Origin of the sequence: Xanthomonas sp. DAR33341 (assembly GCF_003992815.1) — a bacterium.
Classification (GTDB): Bacteria; Pseudomonadota; Gammaproteobacteria; order Xanthomonadales; family Xanthomonadaceae; genus Xanthomonas; species Xanthomonas cissicola.
Window position 1 is genome coordinate 90256 of record NZ_QEYV01000035.1, and the last position, 19329, is coordinate 109584.

Here is a 19329-nt window from a genome sequence, read left to right on the forward strand (position 1 = left end):
TCGGCGGGCCGCACCGACCAGTGGAGCCAGAGACGATGAGCGACGGATTCGTAGCGCTGTACATCTTCATGCTGGCGGCCATTGCCGGCCACGTGATCATCTCGCGGGTGCCGGTGATCCTGCATACGCCGCTGATGTCCGGTTCCAACTTCATCCACGGCATCGTGCTGATCGGGGCGATGGTGGTGCTGGGGCATGCCGACACCACGTTGGAAAAAGCGCTGGGATTTGTCGCAGTGGCGTTAGGTGCGGGAAACGCGGCGGGGGGCTACGTGGTCACCGAGCGAATGCTGGAGATGTTCAAGTCCAGCAAGAAGCCGCCTGGCGGGGATAGGTCATGAACGTCTCCACTGCCGAGTTGCTGTCGTGGGTGGTCAAGTCCAGTTACCTGGTTGCAGCCACCTTGTTCCTGCTCGGTCTGCAGCGGATGGCGTCTCCATTGAGCGCGCGCAGCGGCATCCGTTGGGCCGGGCTGGGCATGTTGATCGCCACGGTGGCCACGTTTTTCCTGCCAGAGTTGCACAACGTGCCGCTGATTCTGGCGGCGTTGGCGATCGGCACCGGGGTGGCGTGGTGGTCGGCCAAGAAGGTCGCCATCACCGACATGCCGCAGATGGTGGCGCTGTACAACGGCATGGGCGGCGGCTCGGCGGCGGCGATCGGCGCGGTGGAACTGCTGCGGTTTTCGTTCTTCGCCAATCGCGACACGGCGCATTGGAGCGCCCAGGCGGTTGCGGAGCTGGCGGCGCGGCAGCCGGACACCACCATGGTGGTGCTGGCGGTGATCGGTTCGGCGATCGGGGCGGTGTCGTTGTCGGGGTCGATCATCGCGTGGGCCAAGCTCGATGGCCGGCTGGACCGGCGGATGACCTTCCCGGGGCAGCAAGCCTTCAATCTGGCGGTGGCAGTGGCGGTGCTGGCCCTGGCCATCTGGGCGGCGGGCAGCCTGCAGCCGTTGGCGATCATCGCGTTCTTCGTGGTGGCGTTGGCCCTGGGCGTGCTGATGACGCTACCGATCGGCGGTGCCGACATGCCGGTGGTGATTTCGCTCTACAACGCGTTTACCGGGTTGGCGGTGGCGTTCGAGGGGTATGTACTCGGCAACGAGGCACTGATCATCGCCGGCATGATGGTCGGCGCGGCCGGCATTGCCGGCATGATGGTCGGCGCGGCCGGCATTCTGCTGACGCGGTTGATGGCCAAGGCGATGAATCGTCCGATCAGCGGGGTGCTGTTTTCCAACTTCGGCGGTGGCGGGCAGGCGCAGGAAATCAGCGGTGTGCAGAAGCCGATCGAGGCCGGCGATGTGGCGGCGATGATGGCCTTTGCCGAGCGGGTGGTGATCGTGCCCGGCTATGGCATGGCAGTGGCGCAGGCACAGCACAAGATTTGGGAGCTGGCGCAGCGCTTGATGGCGCGCGGTGTCAAGGTGAAGTTCGCGATCCATCCGGTCGCTGGGCGCATGCCGGGGCACATGAACGTGCTGCTGGCCGAGGCCGGTGTGCCCTACGATCTGATCGCCGACATGGACGACATCAATCCGGAATTTGCCAGCACCGACGTGTCGTTGGTGATCGGTGCCAACGACGTGGTCAATCCGGTCGCCAAAACCGATCCGGCCAGCCCGATCTACGGCATGCCGATTCTGGACGTGGTCAATTCGCGCAACACGGTGGTGATCAAGCGCGGCAAGGGAACCGGCTTTGCCGGCATCGAGAATGCGCTGTTCTACGCCGACAACACGCGCATGTTGTACGGCGATGGGGCAGAAGCCGCTGGTGCGCTGGTGAGTGAATTGAAAGCGCTGGATGGCGGCGGGCATTGAGTGTTGGTGTGTCGCCAGGCGCGCCCAGATGCTTGAGGCAACGCAGGGTCTGTCGTGTCCTGTTGCGTTACCGGGGGCGCTTACACGCGCGGATCAAAGCCGGGGTCAGTCGAAGGCGCGGCGCCCTCACCGTTTGCGGGACGCGCCGTAAATCCGTCCCTGGAGTCTCGATGGCGGTATCCATGCCGCCACGGAGCTTACAAGGACGTACTTGCAGCGTGTCTGGCGATGGTGGGCAGGAAAGGGGCCCTGCGGCAAACGCGCAGCGCGTTTCCATGTATCTCTGATGAGAGCGATGGCGTTTGACGAGCCGCGGTGCCCGAATCTGTGCAGCTAACGCATCAGCTGCAACGACGTCCGACGTTGGCTACTGAAACAATCGCGCCTGCCTCAGCGCGCCGCCCACCAGGCCACGAGCAGTGCCGCGACGTAGCACAGCAGGTCGAAGCCGTTGTTGGCCAGTTGCAGCAGCGTCCAGGCCAGGCCGGTGCCCATCTTCTGGGCCGAGGTCCACGGGTCCAGGCCCAGCGGTCCGCCCAGTTGAGCCGAGGCGATGCCCCAGTTGGCGCCTGCGATGATCAGCGCGGTCGCCACGACGGCCACGCCGATGCGCAGCCGGCCGGCGCGCAGGGTGCCCAGGCGCAGCATCCAGACGATCTCCAGCGCCACGACCACGGCCATCCAGCCGGCCTGGTTGCCCAGGGCCAGGGCGATGAGCAGCCAGGCGATGAGGGCGGTGACGCATCCCAGCAGCAGGAGCGGGGGCCAGAGCCAGTGGGCAGTTCTGGCGGACGCGGTGGTGGGCGGCATTGGAGCTCCTGACAGTGCGCACATGATAGACGCGCGCCGGCCTCTGCGACGCACGCCACGCCACGGCAGTGCGGCCGATGGAATGCAGCGTCGTCCCCGGCTGGCACGCTGGCCGGCGGCGGTAGCGTCGTGGTCGGCTAGAATGGCCGACTTGCGCGCGTCCGGCGCGGCCCCATATCCAGCCCATGTATTCCCGTAGCAGCGAACCCGTCCAGTTCGAACGCGATTGCGATGCCGTCATGGTGCCGCAGGGCGATTCGGTGACCCTGCCCGCAGGCAGTTACGGCTATATCACCCAGGCGCTGGGTGGCAGCTATACCGTCTTCGTCGAAGGCAATCTGTTCCGCATTGCCGGCAAGGATGGCGATGCGATCGGCAAGGAGCCGCCGCCGGGGCTGGAATTGCCCGCCAATGCCAGCGACGAAGAAGTGGAAGCCCTGGTGTGGCAGCAGCTGCGCACCTGTTTCGACCCGGAAATTCCGTTCAATATCGTCGATCTGGGCCTGGTCTACGAGGCAGTGGTCAGCCATCGCGAAGAAGACGATCAGCGCCGGGTCGACGTCAAGATGACGCTGACCGCGCCCGGTTGCGGCATGGGCGAAATCCTGGTCGACGATGTGCGCAGCAAGGTCGAAATGATCCCGACCATCGCCGAGGCCGACGTCGAGCTGGTGTTCGACCCGCCGTGGGGCCGGCATATGATGTCCGAAGCGGCCCGTCTCGAGACCGGCATGCTCTGATCGTCACGCGCCATGTCCACGATGTGGCGCTGCGTCCTTTCGCCCGCCATACAGGAATCTCCCGGTGTCCGTGTCCTTCGCTTCCACCCGTTCTCCGTCGCCGCGCAGCGCCGACGAATTGTCCGTGATCCTGGCTGCGCCCGGTTTCGGGTTGCATTTCACCGACCACATGGTCGCCATCTCCTGGAACAACGAGCAGGGCTGGCACGACGCGCAAGTGCGCGCGTACGGCCCGCTGCAGCTGGATCCGGCAGCGTCGGTGCTGCATTACGGGCAGGAGATCTTCGAAGGCATCAAGGCCTACCGGCACGCCGACGGCTCGATCTGGACCTTCCGTCCGCAAGCCAACGGCGAGCGCCTGCAGCGGTCGGCGCGCCGTCTGGCGCTGCCGGAATTGCCGGTGGACCTGTTCGTGGAATCGCTGCGCCAGCTGGTGGCCGTGGATGGCGGCTGGGTGCCGTCGGTGCCGGAGACCAGCCTGTATTTCCGCCCGTTCATGATTGCCGATGAGGCCTTCCTGGGCGTGCGCGCGGCGCACAAGGCCTCGTATTACGTGATCGCCAGCCCGGCCGGCCCGTACTTCGCCAAGGGCGTGGCGCCGGTGTCGATCTGGCTGTCCACCGAATACGCACGTGCGGCCAAGGGCGGGACCGGCGCGGCCAAATGCGGCGGCAATTACGCCGCGTCGCTGCTGCCGCAGCAGAAGGCCTATGCCCAGGGCTGCTCGCAGGTGTTGTTCCTGGACCCGGTGGAAGGCAAGTACATCGAAGAACTCGGCGGCATGAACGTGTTCCTGGTCTACAAGGACGGCACGTTGGTGACGCCGGAACTGTCCGGCAGCATCCTGGAAGGCATCACCCGCGACAGCATCCTGCAACTGGCCCGCGACCGTGGCATGCAGGTGATCGAGCGCAAGGTCGCGATCGACGAATGGAAGCAGGGCGTGGCCTCCGGCGAGATCACCGAGGTGTTCGCCTGCGGTACGGCGGCGGTGGTGACCCCCATCGGCGAGCTGAAGGGCGAGGGGTTCGCGGTGGGCGATCTGTCCGCGCCAGCGGGCCAGGTGACCATGTCGCTGCGCCAGGAACTGACCGATATCCAGTACGGCCGCGTGCCTGACCGCCACGGGTGGTTGGTGCGTTTGTCGTAAGCAGACATATTCGTCAAACAAGGGCCTCCGTGTGTCAGCACGGGGGCCTTTTTGTTTGCGCAACAGCAAAAGGCCCTTTTTCGACAAGGAACCGGTCGAATTCAGCATGATTAAAGTGTGATTCAAGTCACGTAATTAAATTTTGATTTCGAAAAATACAAACTCCGTACTGTCCAGTTCGGTTCCTTTGGGATAGGTTCACTGAACGGATCGATAACAGGGGCGGTCCGGGGCACTGGGCCAGTCGCCATTGCGACGGTTTCGGAACTACCGCTTCGGCGGTTCTCTTGCACTGGAAGGGAATTCGATGTCCAACGCGTCGTTTCGTCCGCGCCACCGAGCGCTCTGCATCCTGGGTGTTTCGGCACTTACCTCGCTGCTGCTGGCAACGCCGGCATTCGCCGGCGACGTCTACCTGGGTGGCCTGGCCACTGCGCAGACCCACCAGAAGTTCATCGTGACCTACAAGGACGGCAGTAGCGCCCTGAGCAGCCCCAGCGTGTTGACTACCTCGTTGCGCACCGCTGCACGTGCGTTGCCGGCCAAGGCCGGCAAGCAATTGGGCCTGAACAGCGTGCGTCGTCTGGCAGTGGGACCGGAGCTGGTTCAGGCCGACCGCGCGCTGGATCGCGCCGAAGCCGAAACCCTGATGCGCCAGCTGGCCGCCGACCCCAACGTGCATAGCGTGGAAGTGGACCAGATGCTGTACCCCACGCTGACCCCCAACGACAGCCGCCTGTCCGAGCAGTGGGCCTTCGGCACCACCAACGCCGGGCTCAACATCCGCCCGGCCTGGGACAAGGCCACCGGTGCCAACGTCGTGGTTGCGGTGATCGACACCGGCATCGTCAGCCATCCCGACCTGGACGCCAACATCCTGCCCGGCTACGACTTCATCAGCGATGCCACCGCCGCGCGCGACGGCAATGGGCGCGACAACAATCCTGCCGACGAAGGCGACTGGAACTCGACCAGCGGGTGCGCCACGTCCAATTCCAGCTGGCACGGGACCCATGTCGCCGGCACGGTGGCGGCGCTGACCAACAACACCACCGGCGTGGCCGGCACTGCGTTCAACGCCAAGGTGGTGCCGGTCCGCGTGCTGGGCCGGTGCGGTGGTTCGCTGTCGGACATTGCCGATGCCATCATTTGGGCCTCCGGCGGCACCGTGAGCGGTGTGCCGGCCAATCCCAACGCGGCTGAAGTCATCAACATGTCGCTGGGCGGCGGTGGCACCTGTTCGTCCACGATGCAGAGCGCCATCAACGGCGCAGTCTCGCGCGGTACCACGGTGGTGGTGGCGGCCGGCAACAGTGCCGCCAACGTGTCCGGTTCGTTGCCGGCCAACTGCGCCAATGTGATCGCGGTGGCGGCCACGACCTCGGCCGGTGCCAAGGCCAGCTATTCCAACTACGGCAGCGGGATCGACGTCTCCGCGCCAGGGTCGGGGATCCTGTCCACGCTCAACAGCGGGACCACCACGCCGGGCAACGCCAGCTACGCTTCGTACAACGGCACCTCGATGGCGGCGCCGCATGTGGCCGGCGTTGTTGCCCTGGTGCAGTCGGTTGCGCCCACCACGTTGACGCCTGCCGCAGTGGAAACACTGCTGAAGAACACCGCACGCGCCTTGCCGGGTGCCTGTTCGGGCGGTTGCGGTGCGGGCATTGTCGATGCCGATGCGGCAGTGACGGCGGCCATCGCCGGTAGCAGTGGCGGTGGTGGTGGCGGAACCGGCAACACCTTGACCAACGGCACGCCGGTGACCGGCCTCGGCGCGGCCACGGGCGCGGAGTTGAACTACACCATCTCGGTGCCGGCCGGCAGCGGCACGCTGACGGTCACCACCAGCGGCGGCAGCGGCGATGCAGACCTGTACGTGCGGGCCGGTAGCGCGCCGACCGACACCGTCTACGCCTGCCGCCCGTATCTGGATGGCAATGCCGAAACCTGCAACATCGCCTCGCCGTCGGGAACCTATTACGTGCGGATCAAGGCTTACAGCACGTTCTCCGGCGTGACCCTGACCGCCAGCTACTAAACGCTGGATCGCTGCACGCGTTCCCTGGCATGACGTCAGGGAACGCTGCCACCATCGCTTCAACCCCATTTGCGATACCTCGCCCAGGTCTGCCGTTTCGGCAGGCGCAGGCGATGTGTTGCCACTTGGCCGGAATGGACGCCGGTCAGTCGCTCCGACGGGCCTGGCGCCCGTGCAGTTTCCGGCCCCGAACCGCAGCCTGCGGCAAAGGGCAGGCCCTCTCGCCGCAGCTGCGGCACCTCTCCAATAAGGAACGATCGATGTCCAATGTGTCGCAACGTCGTGCGCCCACGCGCGCGCTGGTAGTCCTGGGTGTTTCCGCGTTGACCTCGCTGCTGGCCGTGCCGGCATTCGCCGGTCAGGTCAATCTGTCCGGGTTGGATGCGCAGCCCACCCTGGACCGCTTCATCGTCAAATACAAAGACGGTTCCAGTGCGGCGGTCAGCCCGACCTCGATGCGCGCATCGCTCAATTCCGTCGCCAGTGCGATGCCGGCACGCGCCGGCCGTGCGCTGGGCCTGAACCACGTGCGCCGCACGGCGCTGGGTTCGGAAGTGCTCAAGACCGACCGTGGCCTGGACCGCGCCGACGCCGAAACGCTGATGCGCCGCATTGCTGCCGACCCCAGCGTGGACTATGTGGAAGTCGACCAGATCATGTACCCGGTGCTGACCCCGAACGACACGCGCCTGTCCGAACAGTGGGGCTTCGGCACCTCTTCCTCCAGCATCAACGTGCGCCCGGCCTGGGACACCGCCACCGGCACCGGCGTGGTGGTGGCGGTGATCGACACCGGCATCACCAGCCATCCGGACCTCAACGCCAACGTGCTGCCGGGTTACGACTTCATCAGCGATGCCACGCGTGCACGCGACAACAACGGGCGTGACAGCAATCCGGCCGACCAGGGCGACTGGACCACGGCCGGCCAGTGCGGCAGCGGCACCTCGGCCGCCAATTCCAGCTGGCACGGCACGCATGTGGCCGGCACCATCGCGGCGGTGACCAACAACAGCACCGGCGTGGCCGGTACCGCGTTCAACGCGCGCATCGTGCCGATCCGTGCGCTGGGCGCATGCGGCGGCGCCACGTCCGATATCGTCGATGCGATCGTGTGGGCCTCCGGCGGCACCGTGTCCGGCGTGCCGGCCAATGCCAACCCGGCCGAAGTGATCAACATGTCGCTGGGCGGCAGCGGCAGCTGCTCGAGCAGTTACCAGAATGCGATCAACAGTGCGGTGTCGCGCGGCACCACCGTGGTGGTGGCGGCCGGCAACAGCAATGCCAACGTTGCCAACTTCACCCCGGCCAGCTGCGCCAACGTGATTTCGGTGGCGTCGATCACCTCGGCCGGGGCGCGTTCGAGCTTCTCCAACTACGGCACCGGCATCGACATCTCCGCGCCGGGTTCGGCGATCCTGTCGACCTTGAACAGCGGCACCACCACGCCGGGTTCGGCCAGCTACGCCAGCTACAACGGCACCTCGATGGCGGCCCCGCACGTGGCCGGCGTGGTGGCGCTGGTGCAGTCGGTCGCCAGCCGTCCGCTGACGCCTGCGGCGGTGGAAACGCTGCTGAAGAACACTGCACGTCCGCTGCCGGGCGCCTGCTCGGGCGGCTGCGGCGCGGGCATCGTCAACGCGGCCGGCGCGGTCAGCCAGACCCCGTAAACCTGCGCCGACGACCGCGATGCCGGCGCGCAGCCGGCATCGCGTCGGGCCTTTCCCGACGCCCGTGTCGGTGGTTTGAAACCTGCACTGCCCCGCTCTATGCGGGGCCGTGTGCGTTCGGGCAGCGGCAATTGCCGCAGCGCCAGCCAGGGCCGGCAGCGATGGCTGAATGAAACGCGCGCCAGCACGGCATGGCCGCTTCAGCGCATCGGCGGCACGCCGATAGCCACCCCACGTGAGGCATGCAACATCTGCATGCACGCGCATCGGGCACGGCGCAGCGCACTGGCGTCAGCGCGTTGCCAACCGGGTTGCCAGATCCTTGGGGAGGGATGGAGTCATGCCGTATCACTCAGTAGGCGTACTGCGCCGCGTTGCATTCGTCTGTGCGTTGTCATGCACGTTTCATGCCGCTGCTGGCGAGGTCAATCTGCAAGGATTGAATTCCAGCAACACCCATCAGCGCTTCATCGTCAGCTACAAGAACAGCGTCGGCAGCAGCCGGGCGACCGGGTTGTCTGCGCCATGGGGCGACATCGCGCGTGCCGTGCCGCAAGCGCGCGGGAAGGCGCTGGGCCTGTCGGCCACGCGCCGGCTCAGTGGCGGGCCGATGTTGCTGGTGGCAGACCGCAAGCTGGACCGCGTGGATTCGGAAAGCCTGATGCGGCGCCTTGCCGCCGACCCGGCGGTCAAACGCGTGGAAGTGGACATCCTGATGCGGCCATTGCTGGTTCCCAACGACCCGGGCGTGCCGCAGCAGTGGGCGATGGGCGCGACCGCCGCCAGCCTCAACATCCGTCCGGCCTGGGACCGTTCCACCGGCAAGGGCATCGTGGTGGCGGTGATCGACACTGGCATCACCAATCATCCGGACCTGGCAGCCAATGTGCTGCCCGGCTACGACTTCATCGTTGATCCGGCCACTGCGCGCGATGGCACTGCGCGCGATGCGAACGCGGCCGACCAAGGCGACTGGGCCGCGGCCAACGAATGCGGGGCCGGAGCGTCGGCGTCCAATTCCAGTTGGCATGGCACGCACGTGGCCGGCATCGTGGCGGCGGTGGGCAACAACGCGGTGGGCGTGGTCGGTACCGCGTTCAACGCCAAGATCCTGCCGTTGCGGGTGCTGGGCCGCTGCGGCGGCTACATGTCCGATATCGCCGATGCGATCGTGTGGGCGTCCGGCGGCAAGGTCACCGGCGTGCCGGCCAACCCGAATCCGGCCACGGTGATCAATCTGTCGTTGGGCGGAGCGGGCACCTGCTCGGCGACGTTGAACAACGCCATCACCGCAGCCGTCACGCGCGGCAGCGCGGTGGTCGTGGCCGCCGGCAACAGCAATATGGACGTCTCCACCAGCGTGCCGGCCAATTGCGCCAACGTGATCGCCGTGGCCGCCACCACCTCGGCCGGCGCCAAGGCCAGCTTCTCCAACTTCGGCAAGGGCGTGGATATCGCCGCGCCCGGGCAATCGATCGTGTCCACGCTCAATACCGGAAACACGGCACCGGGCAATCCGGCATATGCGGTGTATAGCGGCACCTCGATGGCTGCGCCGCACGTGGCTGGCGTGGTGGCGCTGATGCAGTCGGTGGCCCTGAATCCGCTGACGCCGGCAACAGTGAAAGCCCTGCTCAAGGCCAGCGCGCGACCCATGCCGGTGGCCTGCACGCAGGGGTGCGGGGCCGGGCTGGTGAATGCCGATGGCGCGGTGGCGGCGGTGATCGAGTCGACCACCTTGAGCAGGAATGTGGCACGCACCGGGCTGAGCGCAGCGCTTTCCGATTCGCTGTATTACCAGGTCAATGTGCCGGCCGGCACCCGTTCGCTCAAGGTCACGCTCGCCGGTGGCAGCGGCAACGCCGACCTTTCGGTACGGGCCGGAGCGTTACCGACCGACGCCGCGTACAGCTGCCGCAGCATGTTGCCGGGCAATGGCGACAGCTGCACGCTGGCCGCGCCGGCTGCGGGCGTCTATTACGTACGCTTGAAGGCAACGCTGGGCTTTTCCGGAGTCAGCGTCACTGCGGCGTATTGAGTGGTTCCGGCGCGGTGGTGCTGCCGTGTCCAGAGGCGCTGCTGCCTGCTCTAGTGCGGCAGTGCTGCATGCGTGCAATGCGGAGACATCGGTGGAAGATCGAAATCAATGCAGGCGATCCGCCGAGAGCATCGCGTGAGTCGAGTCCCAAACGCGTAGCGCGCATACCGGCCGATACGCGCGGCATCGCGTTTACGCGTTCACTCGCACAGCGCGCAAGCGCGTGCGGCGAGTGCATGCACCAGCTGGGTGCCGGGCAATTCCAGCAGCAGCCCCCGCTGGCCGGCGTTGATCCACAGCGCCGGTACGTCCAACGCCGTGACTTCGACCAGCACCGGCGCCTGCCGTTGCTGGCCGAGCGGGCTGATACCGCCGACCTTGTAACCGGTGCGCCGCTCGGCATCGGCCACGTCCATCATGCGTGCCGACTTGCCGCCGTAGGCGCTGGCCAGTTTCTTCAACGACACCCGGCGGTCGCATGGAATCACCACGCACACCGCCTTGTCGTCGACCCATGCCATCAGCGTCTTCAACACGGTATGCGGCTGCAGGCCCAACGCATCTGCGGCTTGCAGTCCCTTCGCATCGGCATCGGCCCGGTAGTCGTAAGGATGCAACACATAACCTACGCCGGCCGCGTCCAGGGCCTTGGTGGCGCGTGTGGCCTTGCTCATGCGCTCAGACCGATTCGAAGCGGTTGGCAGCCACGTTCTTGCGCACCTTTTGCGGATTCCAGATGCGGCCGTTCATGGCGATATAAACGCCTGCCGGCAGCGATTGCACCGCACCGACAGCGCAACCGATATTGAATTCGGCATCAGAGCCGCGAAAGCGCGCCGGATTCAATGCGCCGGTCATCACGATGGTCTTGTCGGCGATGGTCTGCAGCACCTTGCCGGTTTCCACCATCGAATCGGTGCCGTGGGTGATCAGCACGTGGCGGGTGGGCTGGGCGGCGATGGTGGCGCGGATCAGTTCGCGGTCGGCATCGGTGATGTGCAGCGAATCCTTGCGGATGATCGGAATTACCGAAAAACGAAACGTCACGCCCAGTTCTTTCAAAATCTGACCGATCTGCGGGTCGCCGATCTGGTAGTCCGATTTGTCGTCGAAGTAGATCTTGTCGATCGTGCCACCGGTGGTGACGATCAGGAGGTCTTCCATTGCTGCGGATCCTGTAGAGCTAACGCGGCGCAGGCCGCGCGCGGGCCGCCATGATACCGCCCGGCCAGGAGAGTGGCAGTAGAACAACGGCCTTGACCAAAGGGTGCGCTGAATCTGCGCTCGCTGTGCCGGATGTGGCGGTGCTACATGTGCTTGGGTTGATCCGGTGCAGGCATGCGTCGACCAGCGGAGCGTGACGCTCGGTTCAACGCGTAGGGATCATGACGCACGCTGCGAGCAGCCTTCGCACATGCAGCGCACGCGCAGACTCTGGATGCAGCGTTAGGTCCGAATCGGAGGCGTTGCTTCAAAGTTGCCTCCGCATCACTGCCTATGCCGCAGTGCAAAGCGCTGCGTGATTCATGCAAAGCTCCAACGCACTACGCGCGTGTCCTGCGTCACGAAACCAACAATGAGACGCCACAGAAATTGAACTGCCATCTCCGCAGTCGATAGTCGGCGGGCCGTCGGTACCGCGATGCCGTCGCCATCCCTTTCCGGAGAAACCCATGAAGAAGCCTTTGTCGATGTTGCGCGCTCTCACCTGCGCGATGGCCGTGCTGGTGGCGGGCCAAGCCGCCGCGCAGACGGTGACGATCACGCCCACGCAGACTACCAGACGGTGCGCGGGTTCGGCGGCATGAACGGCGCCGGCTGGATCAACGACCTGACACCCGCGCAGGTGGATCTGGCTTACGGCAGCGGCAACGGGCAGATCGGGTTGTCGATCCTGCGCATGCGCATCGACCCCTCCAGCTCAGGCTGGGCGACCCAGGTGCCGACCGCAACGCGCGTGCATGCGCTGGGCGGGCTGGTGTTCGCAACCCCCTGGACGCCACCGGCTTACATGAAGTCCAACAACAGCCTGGTCAATGGCGGCAAGCTGCTGACGAACTATTACGGCGCCTACACCCAGCACCTGCTGGATTTCGCCAATTACATGTCGGGCAAGGGCGCACCGCTGTACGCGATTTCCCTGCAAAACGAGCCGGATTGGCACCCGGATTACGAATCGGCCGACTGGAGCGGCAGCGACTTCGTCAACTATCTCGTGAGCCAAGGCAGCAAGTTCGGCAGCCTCAAGGTCATCGTCGGCGAGTCGGTGGGGTTCAACTTCTCCATCACCGACCCGGTCCTCAACAACGCCACTGCCAATCAGGCAACCTCCATCGTGGCCGGCCATCTGTATGGCGCGGTCCCGCGCGACTATGCCTTGGCGCGCAGTAAGGGCAAACAGATCTGGATGACCGAGCATTACACCGACAACACCGATGGCAACGCGTGGCCGTCGGCATTGGGTGTGGCCAGTGAGTTGCACGCCAGCATGGCGGCCAATTTCAACGCCTACATCTGGTGGTACATCCGGCGCAGCTACGGGCTGATCAGCGAAAACGGCGCAGTGAGCAAGCGCGGCTATGCGATGTCGCAGTTCGCGCGCTTCGTGCGGCCAGGGTCGGTGCGGGTCGGCGCCACCGAGCACCCGTATAGCGATGTCTCGGTGACCGCCTACCGCACGCCGGACAACAAGCTGGTGGTGGTGGCGGTCAACACCGGCACCGGCCACCAGCGGCTGGACCTGACGCTACCGTCCGGCACTGCCACGCAGTTCGCCAAATACAGCACCTCGAGCACGCTCAATGTCGGGTTCGGCGGCAACTACAGCGTGGTCAACGGCAAGACCTCGCTGTATGTCGACCCGCAGAGCGTGGCCACGCTGGTCGGAAACTGAGCGGCAACCGAAACGTCGCAAGTCGTCGTCAGGTGGCGTGGACGGCGCGCAGGGATCGGAGTGGAGGCGTGTGCACGCCACGCTGAGCCCCGGCTGTGCCCGCCTGACGATGATCGAACTTGGTTGAGTGGCTGTGTGGGGTGGCTGCGGCTGACCCCTTCAACCGGACGCATGCGCAGCTGCATCGCGCAGTTGCGCATGCGGTTTGTTCGACTCGCCGGTCAACGTGGCGGGCGCTTCCTGCCCAAGCGCGCCGCCATGCCGGGGCCGCCGACCAGGCCCACCACGGCCAGGGCGAGCAGCAGTTCCAGCCACGCCATTCCACGTGCCTGCGGCTGGCTCCAGGCGGCCATGACGCCGTGGCTGAACCAGCCCAGTGCGAACACGCCGGCCCAGAAGCGGGCACGCGCACTGCGCACTGCCAGCACGCCGGTCAGCGCGGCCGGCAGCACGAACACGATGAACGCGGCCAGTGGGCGCGGGTCGTCGTGGAACCACACCGCAAACAACGCCGCCAGCGCCAGCAGCGCGGCGCTCAGCAGCAACTGCATGGCGCGCACGCTCACGGGGTTGCCAGCCGCCGCGCGATGTCGGCCACCCGGCGGCCCAGCGCACGCGCCAGCAGCGCTTCGTCCTCGCTCGGTTGCGGATCGCCGCCAGCGCCGGAGACATGGCTGGCGCCATAGGGCGTGCCGCCGCTGGTGGTGTGGCTGAGCGCTGCTTCGGTAAACGGAATCCCCACGATCAGGCAACCGTGATGCAGCAGCGGCAGGTGCATCGACAGCAAGGTGGATTCCTGGCCGCCATGCATCGAGGCGGTGGAGGTGAACACGCCGGCCGGCTTGCCGGCCAGGGTGCCGCTGGCCCATTCGGCGCCCAGGCTGTCGAGGTAATGCTTCATCGGTGCGGCCATGTTGCCGAAGCGGGTGGGGCTGCCAAGCAGCAGGCCGCTGCACTCGGCCAGATCGGCGCGGTCTACATAGGGCGCGCCTTCGTCCGGCACCGGCGGGGCGCTGGTCTGGGTGACCGCGGCCACCGGTGGGACGGTGCGCAGCCGCGCGCTCATGCCGGGCACTTCGCCGATGCCGCGTGCGATCTGCCGCGCCAGCCGCGCCACCGAACCGCCCCGGCTGTAATACAGCACCAGAATCTCCGCCATCGTGTCGTTGCCGCCTGTGTGAGTTGCCGCAGTATCGGCCAAGCCAGCCTGTTGCTGCACGCCGCAGCTGCGGCAAGGCCGCGATGACGGCGCATCGGGTACCCTTGCGCGATGTCGCGTGTGAACAAACTCCACCAATGGAAAGAACGTCTGCGCGACCGCGCGCGGACGGTGAGCTTCGGACGCTTTCTGTGGCGCCGCTTCCTGGACGACCGGTTGTTCCAGGCGGCCGCCTCGCTTGCATACACCACCGTGTTCGCACTGGTGCCGCTGGCGATCGTGGTATTCGGCGTGCTGTCGGCGTTTCCCGCCTTCAACGAGTGGAAGGACGCGCTCACCGACTTCATCTTCAACAATTTCGTGCCTGGCGCGGCGCGTTCGGTGCAGAACTATCTCAACCGTTCGCTGGAAGACCTGGGTAAGTTCACCGTGGCCGGTATGGTCGCGCTGGTGGCCTCGCTGCTGATCACCCTGCACAGCATCGAACAAACCTTCAACAGCATCTGGCGGGTCGCCGCTGCGCGCCCCAAGGTGACGCGCTTCCTGATCTACTGGACGGTGCTGACGCTGGGCACGATGCTGGCCGCCGCCTCGATGGCGATGGCGGCCTACGTGTTCGCGCTGCCGCTGTTCCGCACCACCGAAGGCCAGTGGCTGGCCGAATTCGCCTGGCGGCTGGCGCCGATGGCGGTGGAGTTCGTGTGCATCGTGCTGATCTACCGCGTGGTGCCGCAGCACGTGGTGCGGCTGCGGCATGCGCTGCCGGGCGCGCTGCTGGCGGTGATCCTGATGGAGATCGTCAAGTGGGGCTTTGGCTTTTACCTCGGTAATTTCCAGACCTATCAGCGCATCTATGGCGCGCTGTCGGCATTGCCGATCCTCTTGTTGTGGATCTACCTGAGCTGGGTGTCGGTGCTGTTGGGCGCCTCGCTGGCCTCGTCGATGTCCGCGTTCCGCTACCAGCCAGAGGCCATGCGGCTGCCGCCGGGCTTCGAGATCTACGGCCTGCTGCGTCTGCTCGGCCGCTTCAGCCAGGCGCGCGTCCACGGCGATGGCCTGGACGAAGACCGCATCCTGGCGCTGGAGCCGATGCTCACCGACACGCTGATGCAGGAGCTGCTGTGCGAGCTCAAGCGTATCCGCCTGCTGCGTCGCGACGAGCGCGGGCAGTGGCTGCTGGCGCGCGATCTGGATGTGGTGCCCCTGGCCGAACTCTACGAAAACTGCCAGCTGCGCGTGCCGATCGAAGACCGCCCATTGCCGTGCCGCGACGATGCATTCGGCCAGGCCGCCGCCGCGGCGCTGGAACAGCTGCGCCAACCCTTGCGCAGCGTGCTGGCGCAGCCGGTCGGCGACCTTTACACCCACCTTCCCGGAGATCCTCCATGACCGTGCGTCTTGTCCGCAGCGCCTGTGCGCTGCTGTTGCCACTGCTGTTGCTGACCGCCTGCAAGCCCGCCAGCGAGGCCACTCCCGCTGCCGGCAACGGCGCTGCGCCTGCCGCCACGCCCCAGGCGCCAGCCACACCAGCCACGCCAGCCGACCCGGCCGCACCTCCCAACAGCTCGGTGGTGCAGCAGACCGCCCAGATGCCCAAGCTCTCGCTGCCGACCGTGACCGGCGAGACCTACGACCTGGCCGCGCACCGCGGCAAATGGGTGGTGGTGAATTTCTGGGCTACCTGGTGCGCGCCGTGCCTGAAGGAAATGCCCGAACTGTCGGCGCTGCACACCATGCGCGACACCGTCGAGGTGGTGGGTCTGGCCTACGAGGACATCACCAGCGCCGACATGCAGGCATTCTTGAAGGACCACCCGGTGTCCTACCCGATCGCCATCCTCGACCCGTACCAACCGCCACAGGACTTCGCCACCCCGCGCGGCCTGCCGATGACCTACCTGATCGGCCCGGACGGCAAGGTCGCCAAACAATTCCTTGGCCCGGTGACCGCACGCGATATCGAAGCGGCCGTCGGCATCACCGGCAAGGCGGGTTGATGCAGGCGGCGCGTTTTGTGGTGAGCGGGGTGGTGCAGGGCGTGTGTTACCGCGCGTGCACCCGTCAACGCGCAGTGGCACTCGGCCTGGTCGGGCATGCTCGCAACCAGGCCGACGGCAGCGTGGACGTGGTCGCCGCCGGTAGCGCGGCGGCGCTGGACGCCTTGGAAGCATGGTTATGGCAGGGCCCGCCGGCCGCCACGGTCGCGGCGGTCACGCGCACGGCCTGCGCGGTTCCGCCGACTGAAGACTTTGTAACTGGGTGAGCGTGCGCCACTGAAGCGGGGCAACAGAGTTGGGTTGCCTCGCCGATAACCCTGTCAACGCGATCAGGCGTGCACGGGGAATGTAATGGCCGCTCCATCTCAAGACCGCAACGACGGGCACGACCTGCCCGCGCATCGCCGCCACCGCCAGATGGCGCAGCTCGCGCCGTGGCTGTATCTCGGTGTCCTGCTGGGCAGCGGCTGGTTGTTGTTTCTGCACCCGCCAACCCGCGTGCTATCGACCGGACAGGCGGCAACCAGCTGGCTGCTGGCCTGGATCTTTGGCGGCATCGTGATCGGCGCGGTGGTGTGGAGCCTGCGTCTGGCACGCCAGGGGCTGGGTCAGCCCTCGGCAAGCTACCCGCTCTCGGCGCGCTTGCCCGATTCGTGGGCCGATGCCTACGCCGCACTCCTGCGCCCGGCCACGGCAGCTCCGGTGGCCGCGGCCCGGCCGGACCCGGCCGGCGCCCAGCGTGGCGCAGCCTGGCACCGCTTCGGCGGCGGCATGCTCAGCGCGGAAACCTTCGATCCCAACGACGCCACCCGCGCACCGTGGGACGGGCTGGATGCGCAGTCCTGCATCCTGCGCCTGGACGATGTGCGTCAGGCCTGGCACAACGCCGCCGCCAACCGCACGCTGCAGCAGGAACGCCGCTACTGGCTGGATGTGGTGCTGTCGCTGCTCGACCACGGCGTGATGCGCCCGCTGCAGGACGGCTACCTGCCCGACACCGCGGCCCTGCGTACCGAACGTTTTCTGATCGGCGCCGATGCCGGCCCGATCGTGCTGTCCGAGGTGCCGGCGTTGTTTGCGCGGCGTCTGGCACTGGCCATCGAGACCATGCCGAGCGCCCAACGCGAGGCCGCCGGCGTGCAATGGCGCCTGCTGCAGCAATTGCATGCACTGGTCGCCGAAGGGCGCATGCTCGACGAGCGTTCGCAGGTGATCCAGGTGCTGGCATGGAACCCGGATGTGGACCTGGACCAGGTCGAAGTGGCCTACATCCTGGCCGCCGAATACCGCGAAGGCATGCGCGACTGGCTCCGCCGCGCCGCACTGGTGCGCCTGCCCGACAGCGCGTTGCGCCTGGACGAAGTGCTGCTGTCGTCCTGCAGCCCACTCGGTGCGCAGGCCGACGATGTGGACTACATGGAAGCGATGCGCCCGCTGCATCGCGGTTTCATGCAATTGTTCAGCCAGCGTCTGAGCCAGCTGGTGCTGCAGGCCGAGCAGGCCGAACGTCAGGCCGGCCTGCACCCGCTGCCGCGTGCCACGGCCGCCAGCGACGAAGTCTCTCAGGACTGGGCGGCGTAATCGTCGATCGGTTCCAGCACGCCATAGCGTTCCTTGTGCAGCTTGCCGGGCAATGGCGGCAGCTGCACCAGCGCATCGGGCACAGCGGTGTCCGGTAGCCGGTCCAGCAGATCGCGGATCAGGCTCAGGCGGCCACGCTTCTGGTCGTTGAAATCCACCAGCGTCCAAGGTGCATCGGGCGTATGCGTCGCCTCCAGCATGCGTTCGCGCGCGGCGGTGTAGTCGTCGTATTTGGTGCGTGACTGCAGGTCCACCGGCGACAGCTTCCAGCCCTTGAGTGGGTCTTCGCGGCGTTCGGCAAAGCGCTTTTCCTGCTCGGCCTGGTCCACGCACAACCAGTACTTGAATAGCAGGATGCCGTCGTCGACCAGCATCTGTTCGAAGCGTGGCGCCTGCTCCAGGAACAGGTCGTATTGCGCGTCGGTGCAATAGCCCATCACCTTCTCGACGCCGGCGCGGTTGTACCAGCTGCGATCCATCAGCACCAGTTCGCCGGCTGCCGGCAGGTGCGTGACATAGCGCTGGAAATACCACTGGGTGCTTTCGCGGTCGTTGGGCTTGGGCAGCGCCACCACGCGACACTGCCGTGGGTTGAGGTGGCTGGCGATGGTCTGGATGACGCCGCCCTTGCCGGCGGTGTCGCGGCCTTCCACCAGGACCAGGGCGCGCTGGTTGGTGTGGCGCAACCAGCGCGCCATGTCCACCAGTTCCAACTGCATTGGCGCCAGCAACTTTTTATAAGCCTTGCGTTTCAAGTGCGACATGCGCGTTCCAGCAGCGGTGGAAAGCGCGCAGACTATTCGCCTAAGCGTGGACGCAATGTCGCCAGATTGCAGGGTTTGGTGCGCGCATCCAGCTGCGCGCGCACGATCTTTTCCCAGGCCGTGCGGCAGGCCGAGGTGGAGCCGGGCAGACAGAACACGAAGCTGTGATTGGCCAGCCCGGCAAAGGCGCGCGACTGCAGCGAGGAGGTGCCGATTTCTTCCACGCTGATCGCGCGGAACATCTCGCCGAAGCCAGGCATGACCTTGTCCAGCAACGGGGTGATCGCTTCCGGGGTGCTGTCGCGACCCGTAAAGCCGGTGCCACCGGTGATCAGGATCCCATCCACCTGCGCATCTGCGATCCAGCCGGAGACGATCGCCCGCATCCGGTAACGGTCGTCCGGGCACAGCGCACGTTCGTGCAGGACGTGGCCTTCATGGGTGAGGACATCGGCCAGGTAATCGCCGGAGCGGTCGTCGGCCAGGGTGCGGCTGTCGGACACGGTCAGCACGCACAGGCGCAAGGGAATGAAATCGAGATTGGAAGGCATGCGCGCAGCCTAGCGAGCCTGGACGGCCGGGTACAGCGCCGCGGTGTGAAGTTGCACGGAGCACCTGACTATCGGGCACGGACTGATGCACTGCCGTTAGCCCCTCTCCT

The 19329-nt window shown here is 66.3% G+C and carries 18 protein-coding genes and 1 pseudogene; 12 read left to right on the forward strand and 7 right to left on the reverse strand.

What is annotated here, in order from left to right; all coding sequences use genetic code 11:
• The first annotated feature begins 35 nt into the window (after positions 1-35).
• Both EO156_RS18115 and EO156_RS18120 read left to right on the forward strand, forming a co-directional pair.
• Complete coding sequence (locus tag EO156_RS18115; RefSeq protein WP_026006968.1) at positions 36-341, forward strand: NAD(P) transhydrogenase subunit alpha; 306 nt, start codon at positions 36-38, stop codon at positions 339-341.
• Complete coding sequence (locus tag EO156_RS18120; protein WP_016849766.1) at positions 338-1825, forward strand: NAD(P)(+) transhydrogenase (Re/Si-specific) subunit beta; 1488 nt, start codon at positions 338-340, stop codon at positions 1823-1825. Before EO156_RS18115 ends, EO156_RS18120 begins: the two co-directional genes overlap by 4 nt.
• A 390-nt stretch (positions 1826-2215) precedes the next feature.
• Here EO156_RS18120 and EO156_RS18125 read toward each other — a convergent pair whose 3' ends face one another.
• Positions 2216-2635 carry a hypothetical protein gene (locus tag EO156_RS18125; protein ID WP_003488786.1) on the reverse strand — a complete coding sequence of 140 codons (420 nt, stop codon included), beginning with the start codon at positions 2633-2635 and terminating at the stop codon, positions 2216-2218.
• Between the two features lie 185 nt (positions 2636-2820).
• Here EO156_RS18125 and sufT point away from each other — a divergent pair, with 185 nt between their 5' ends.
• The 5 genes from sufT (at position 2821) to EO156_RS18150 (ending at position 10274) form a co-directional block, all read left to right on the forward strand.
• Positions 2821-3375 (forward strand): putative Fe-S cluster assembly protein SufT, encoded by a 555-nt coding sequence (gene sufT, locus EO156_RS18130; protein WP_003488784.1) that lies wholly within the window; start codon positions 2821-2823, stop codon positions 3373-3375.
• A 64-nt stretch (positions 3376-3439) separates the two neighbouring features.
• Complete coding sequence (locus EO156_RS18135; protein WP_016849765.1) at positions 3440-4525, forward strand: branched-chain amino acid aminotransferase; 1086 nt, start codon at positions 3440-3442, stop codon at positions 4523-4525.
• Between the two features lie 307 nt (positions 4526-4832).
• Positions 4833-6566, forward strand: coding sequence for a S8 family peptidase (locus EO156_RS18140; RefSeq protein WP_016849764.1), 1734 nt, complete (start codon positions 4833-4835; stop codon positions 6564-6566).
• Between the two features lie 260 nt (positions 6567-6826).
• Positions 6827-8236, forward strand: coding sequence for a S8 family peptidase (locus tag EO156_RS18145; RefSeq protein WP_029828169.1), 1410 nt, complete (start codon positions 6827-6829; stop codon positions 8234-8236).
• A 340-nt stretch (positions 8237-8576) separates the two neighbouring features.
• Positions 8577-10274: a S8 family peptidase gene (locus EO156_RS18150; RefSeq protein WP_016850309.1), complete on the forward strand. Its 1698-nt coding sequence runs from the start codon at positions 8577-8579 to the stop codon at positions 10272-10274.
• Positions 10275-10474: 200 nt separating this feature from the next.
• On the opposite strand, the gene ybaK is transcribed toward EO156_RS18150, so the two are convergent.
• Complete coding sequence (gene ybaK, locus EO156_RS18155) at positions 10475-10948, reverse strand: Cys-tRNA(Pro) deacylase (protein WP_011050626.1); 474 nt, start codon at positions 10946-10948, stop codon at positions 10475-10477.
• Positions 10949-10952: 4 nt separating this feature from the next.
• Positions 10953-11438, reverse strand: coding sequence for an asparaginase domain-containing protein (locus tag EO156_RS18160; RefSeq protein WP_003488754.1), 486 nt, complete (start codon positions 11436-11438; stop codon positions 10953-10955).
• 509 nt (positions 11439-11947) lie between these two features.
• Between EO156_RS18160 and EO156_RS18165 the strand changes: the two are divergent.
• Positions 11948-13167: pseudogene (locus tag EO156_RS18165) on the forward strand (glycoside hydrolase family 30 beta sandwich domain-containing protein).
• A 221-nt stretch (positions 13168-13388) separates the two neighbouring features.
• Here the strand turns inward: EO156_RS18165 and EO156_RS18170 are convergent.
• Together EO156_RS18170 and wrbA are read right to left on the reverse strand one after the other, a co-directional pair.
• On the reverse strand, positions 13389-13733 hold the full coding sequence (locus tag EO156_RS18170; protein WP_026007062.1) for a DUF2069 domain-containing protein: 345 nt from the start codon (positions 13731-13733) through the stop codon (positions 13389-13391).
• Positions 13730-14326, reverse strand: a complete 597-nt coding sequence (gene wrbA / locus EO156_RS18175; protein WP_033482921.1) for an NAD(P)H:quinone oxidoreductase — start codon at positions 14324-14326, stop codon at positions 13730-13732. Before wrbA ends, EO156_RS18170 begins: the two co-directional genes overlap by 4 nt.
• Positions 14327-14437: 111 nt before the next feature.
• Here wrbA and EO156_RS18180 point away from each other — a divergent pair, with 111 nt between their 5' ends.
• From EO156_RS18180 to EO156_RS18195, 4 genes are all read left to right on the forward strand, one after another.
• On the forward strand, positions 14438-15715 hold the full coding sequence (locus tag EO156_RS18180; RefSeq protein WP_005915572.1) for a YihY family inner membrane protein: 1278 nt from the start codon (positions 14438-14440) through the stop codon (positions 15713-15715).
• Positions 15712-16323 carry a TlpA disulfide reductase family protein gene (locus EO156_RS18185; RefSeq protein WP_016851509.1) on the forward strand — a complete coding sequence of 204 codons (612 nt, stop codon included), beginning with the start codon at positions 15712-15714 and terminating at the stop codon, positions 16321-16323. Before EO156_RS18180 ends, EO156_RS18185 begins: the two co-directional genes overlap by 4 nt.
• Entirely contained in the window at positions 16323-16589 is a 267-nt protein-coding gene (locus EO156_RS18190; protein ID WP_005915576.1) for an acylphosphatase, read from the forward strand. Before EO156_RS18185 ends, EO156_RS18190 begins: the two co-directional genes overlap by 1 nt.
• Positions 16590-16674: 85 nt before the next feature.
• Positions 16675-17904, forward strand: coding sequence for a hypothetical protein (locus EO156_RS18195; protein ID WP_005923225.1), 1230 nt, complete (start codon positions 16675-16677; stop codon positions 17902-17904).
• On the opposite strand, the gene ppk2 is transcribed toward EO156_RS18195, so the two are convergent.
• Both ppk2 and moaB read right to left on the reverse strand, forming a co-directional pair.
• On the reverse strand, positions 17886-18668 hold the full coding sequence (ppk2, locus tag EO156_RS18200) for a polyphosphate kinase 2 (RefSeq protein WP_003486779.1): 783 nt from the start codon (positions 18666-18668) through the stop codon (positions 17886-17888). The two genes, EO156_RS18195 and ppk2, sit on opposite strands and share 19 nt — an antisense overlap.
• 32 nt (positions 18669-18700) lie before the next feature.
• Positions 18701-19219: a molybdenum cofactor biosynthesis protein B gene (gene moaB, locus EO156_RS18205; RefSeq protein WP_005915581.1), complete on the reverse strand. Its 519-nt coding sequence runs from the start codon at positions 19217-19219 to the stop codon at positions 18701-18703.
• Between the last annotated feature and the right edge of the window lie 110 nt (positions 19220-19329).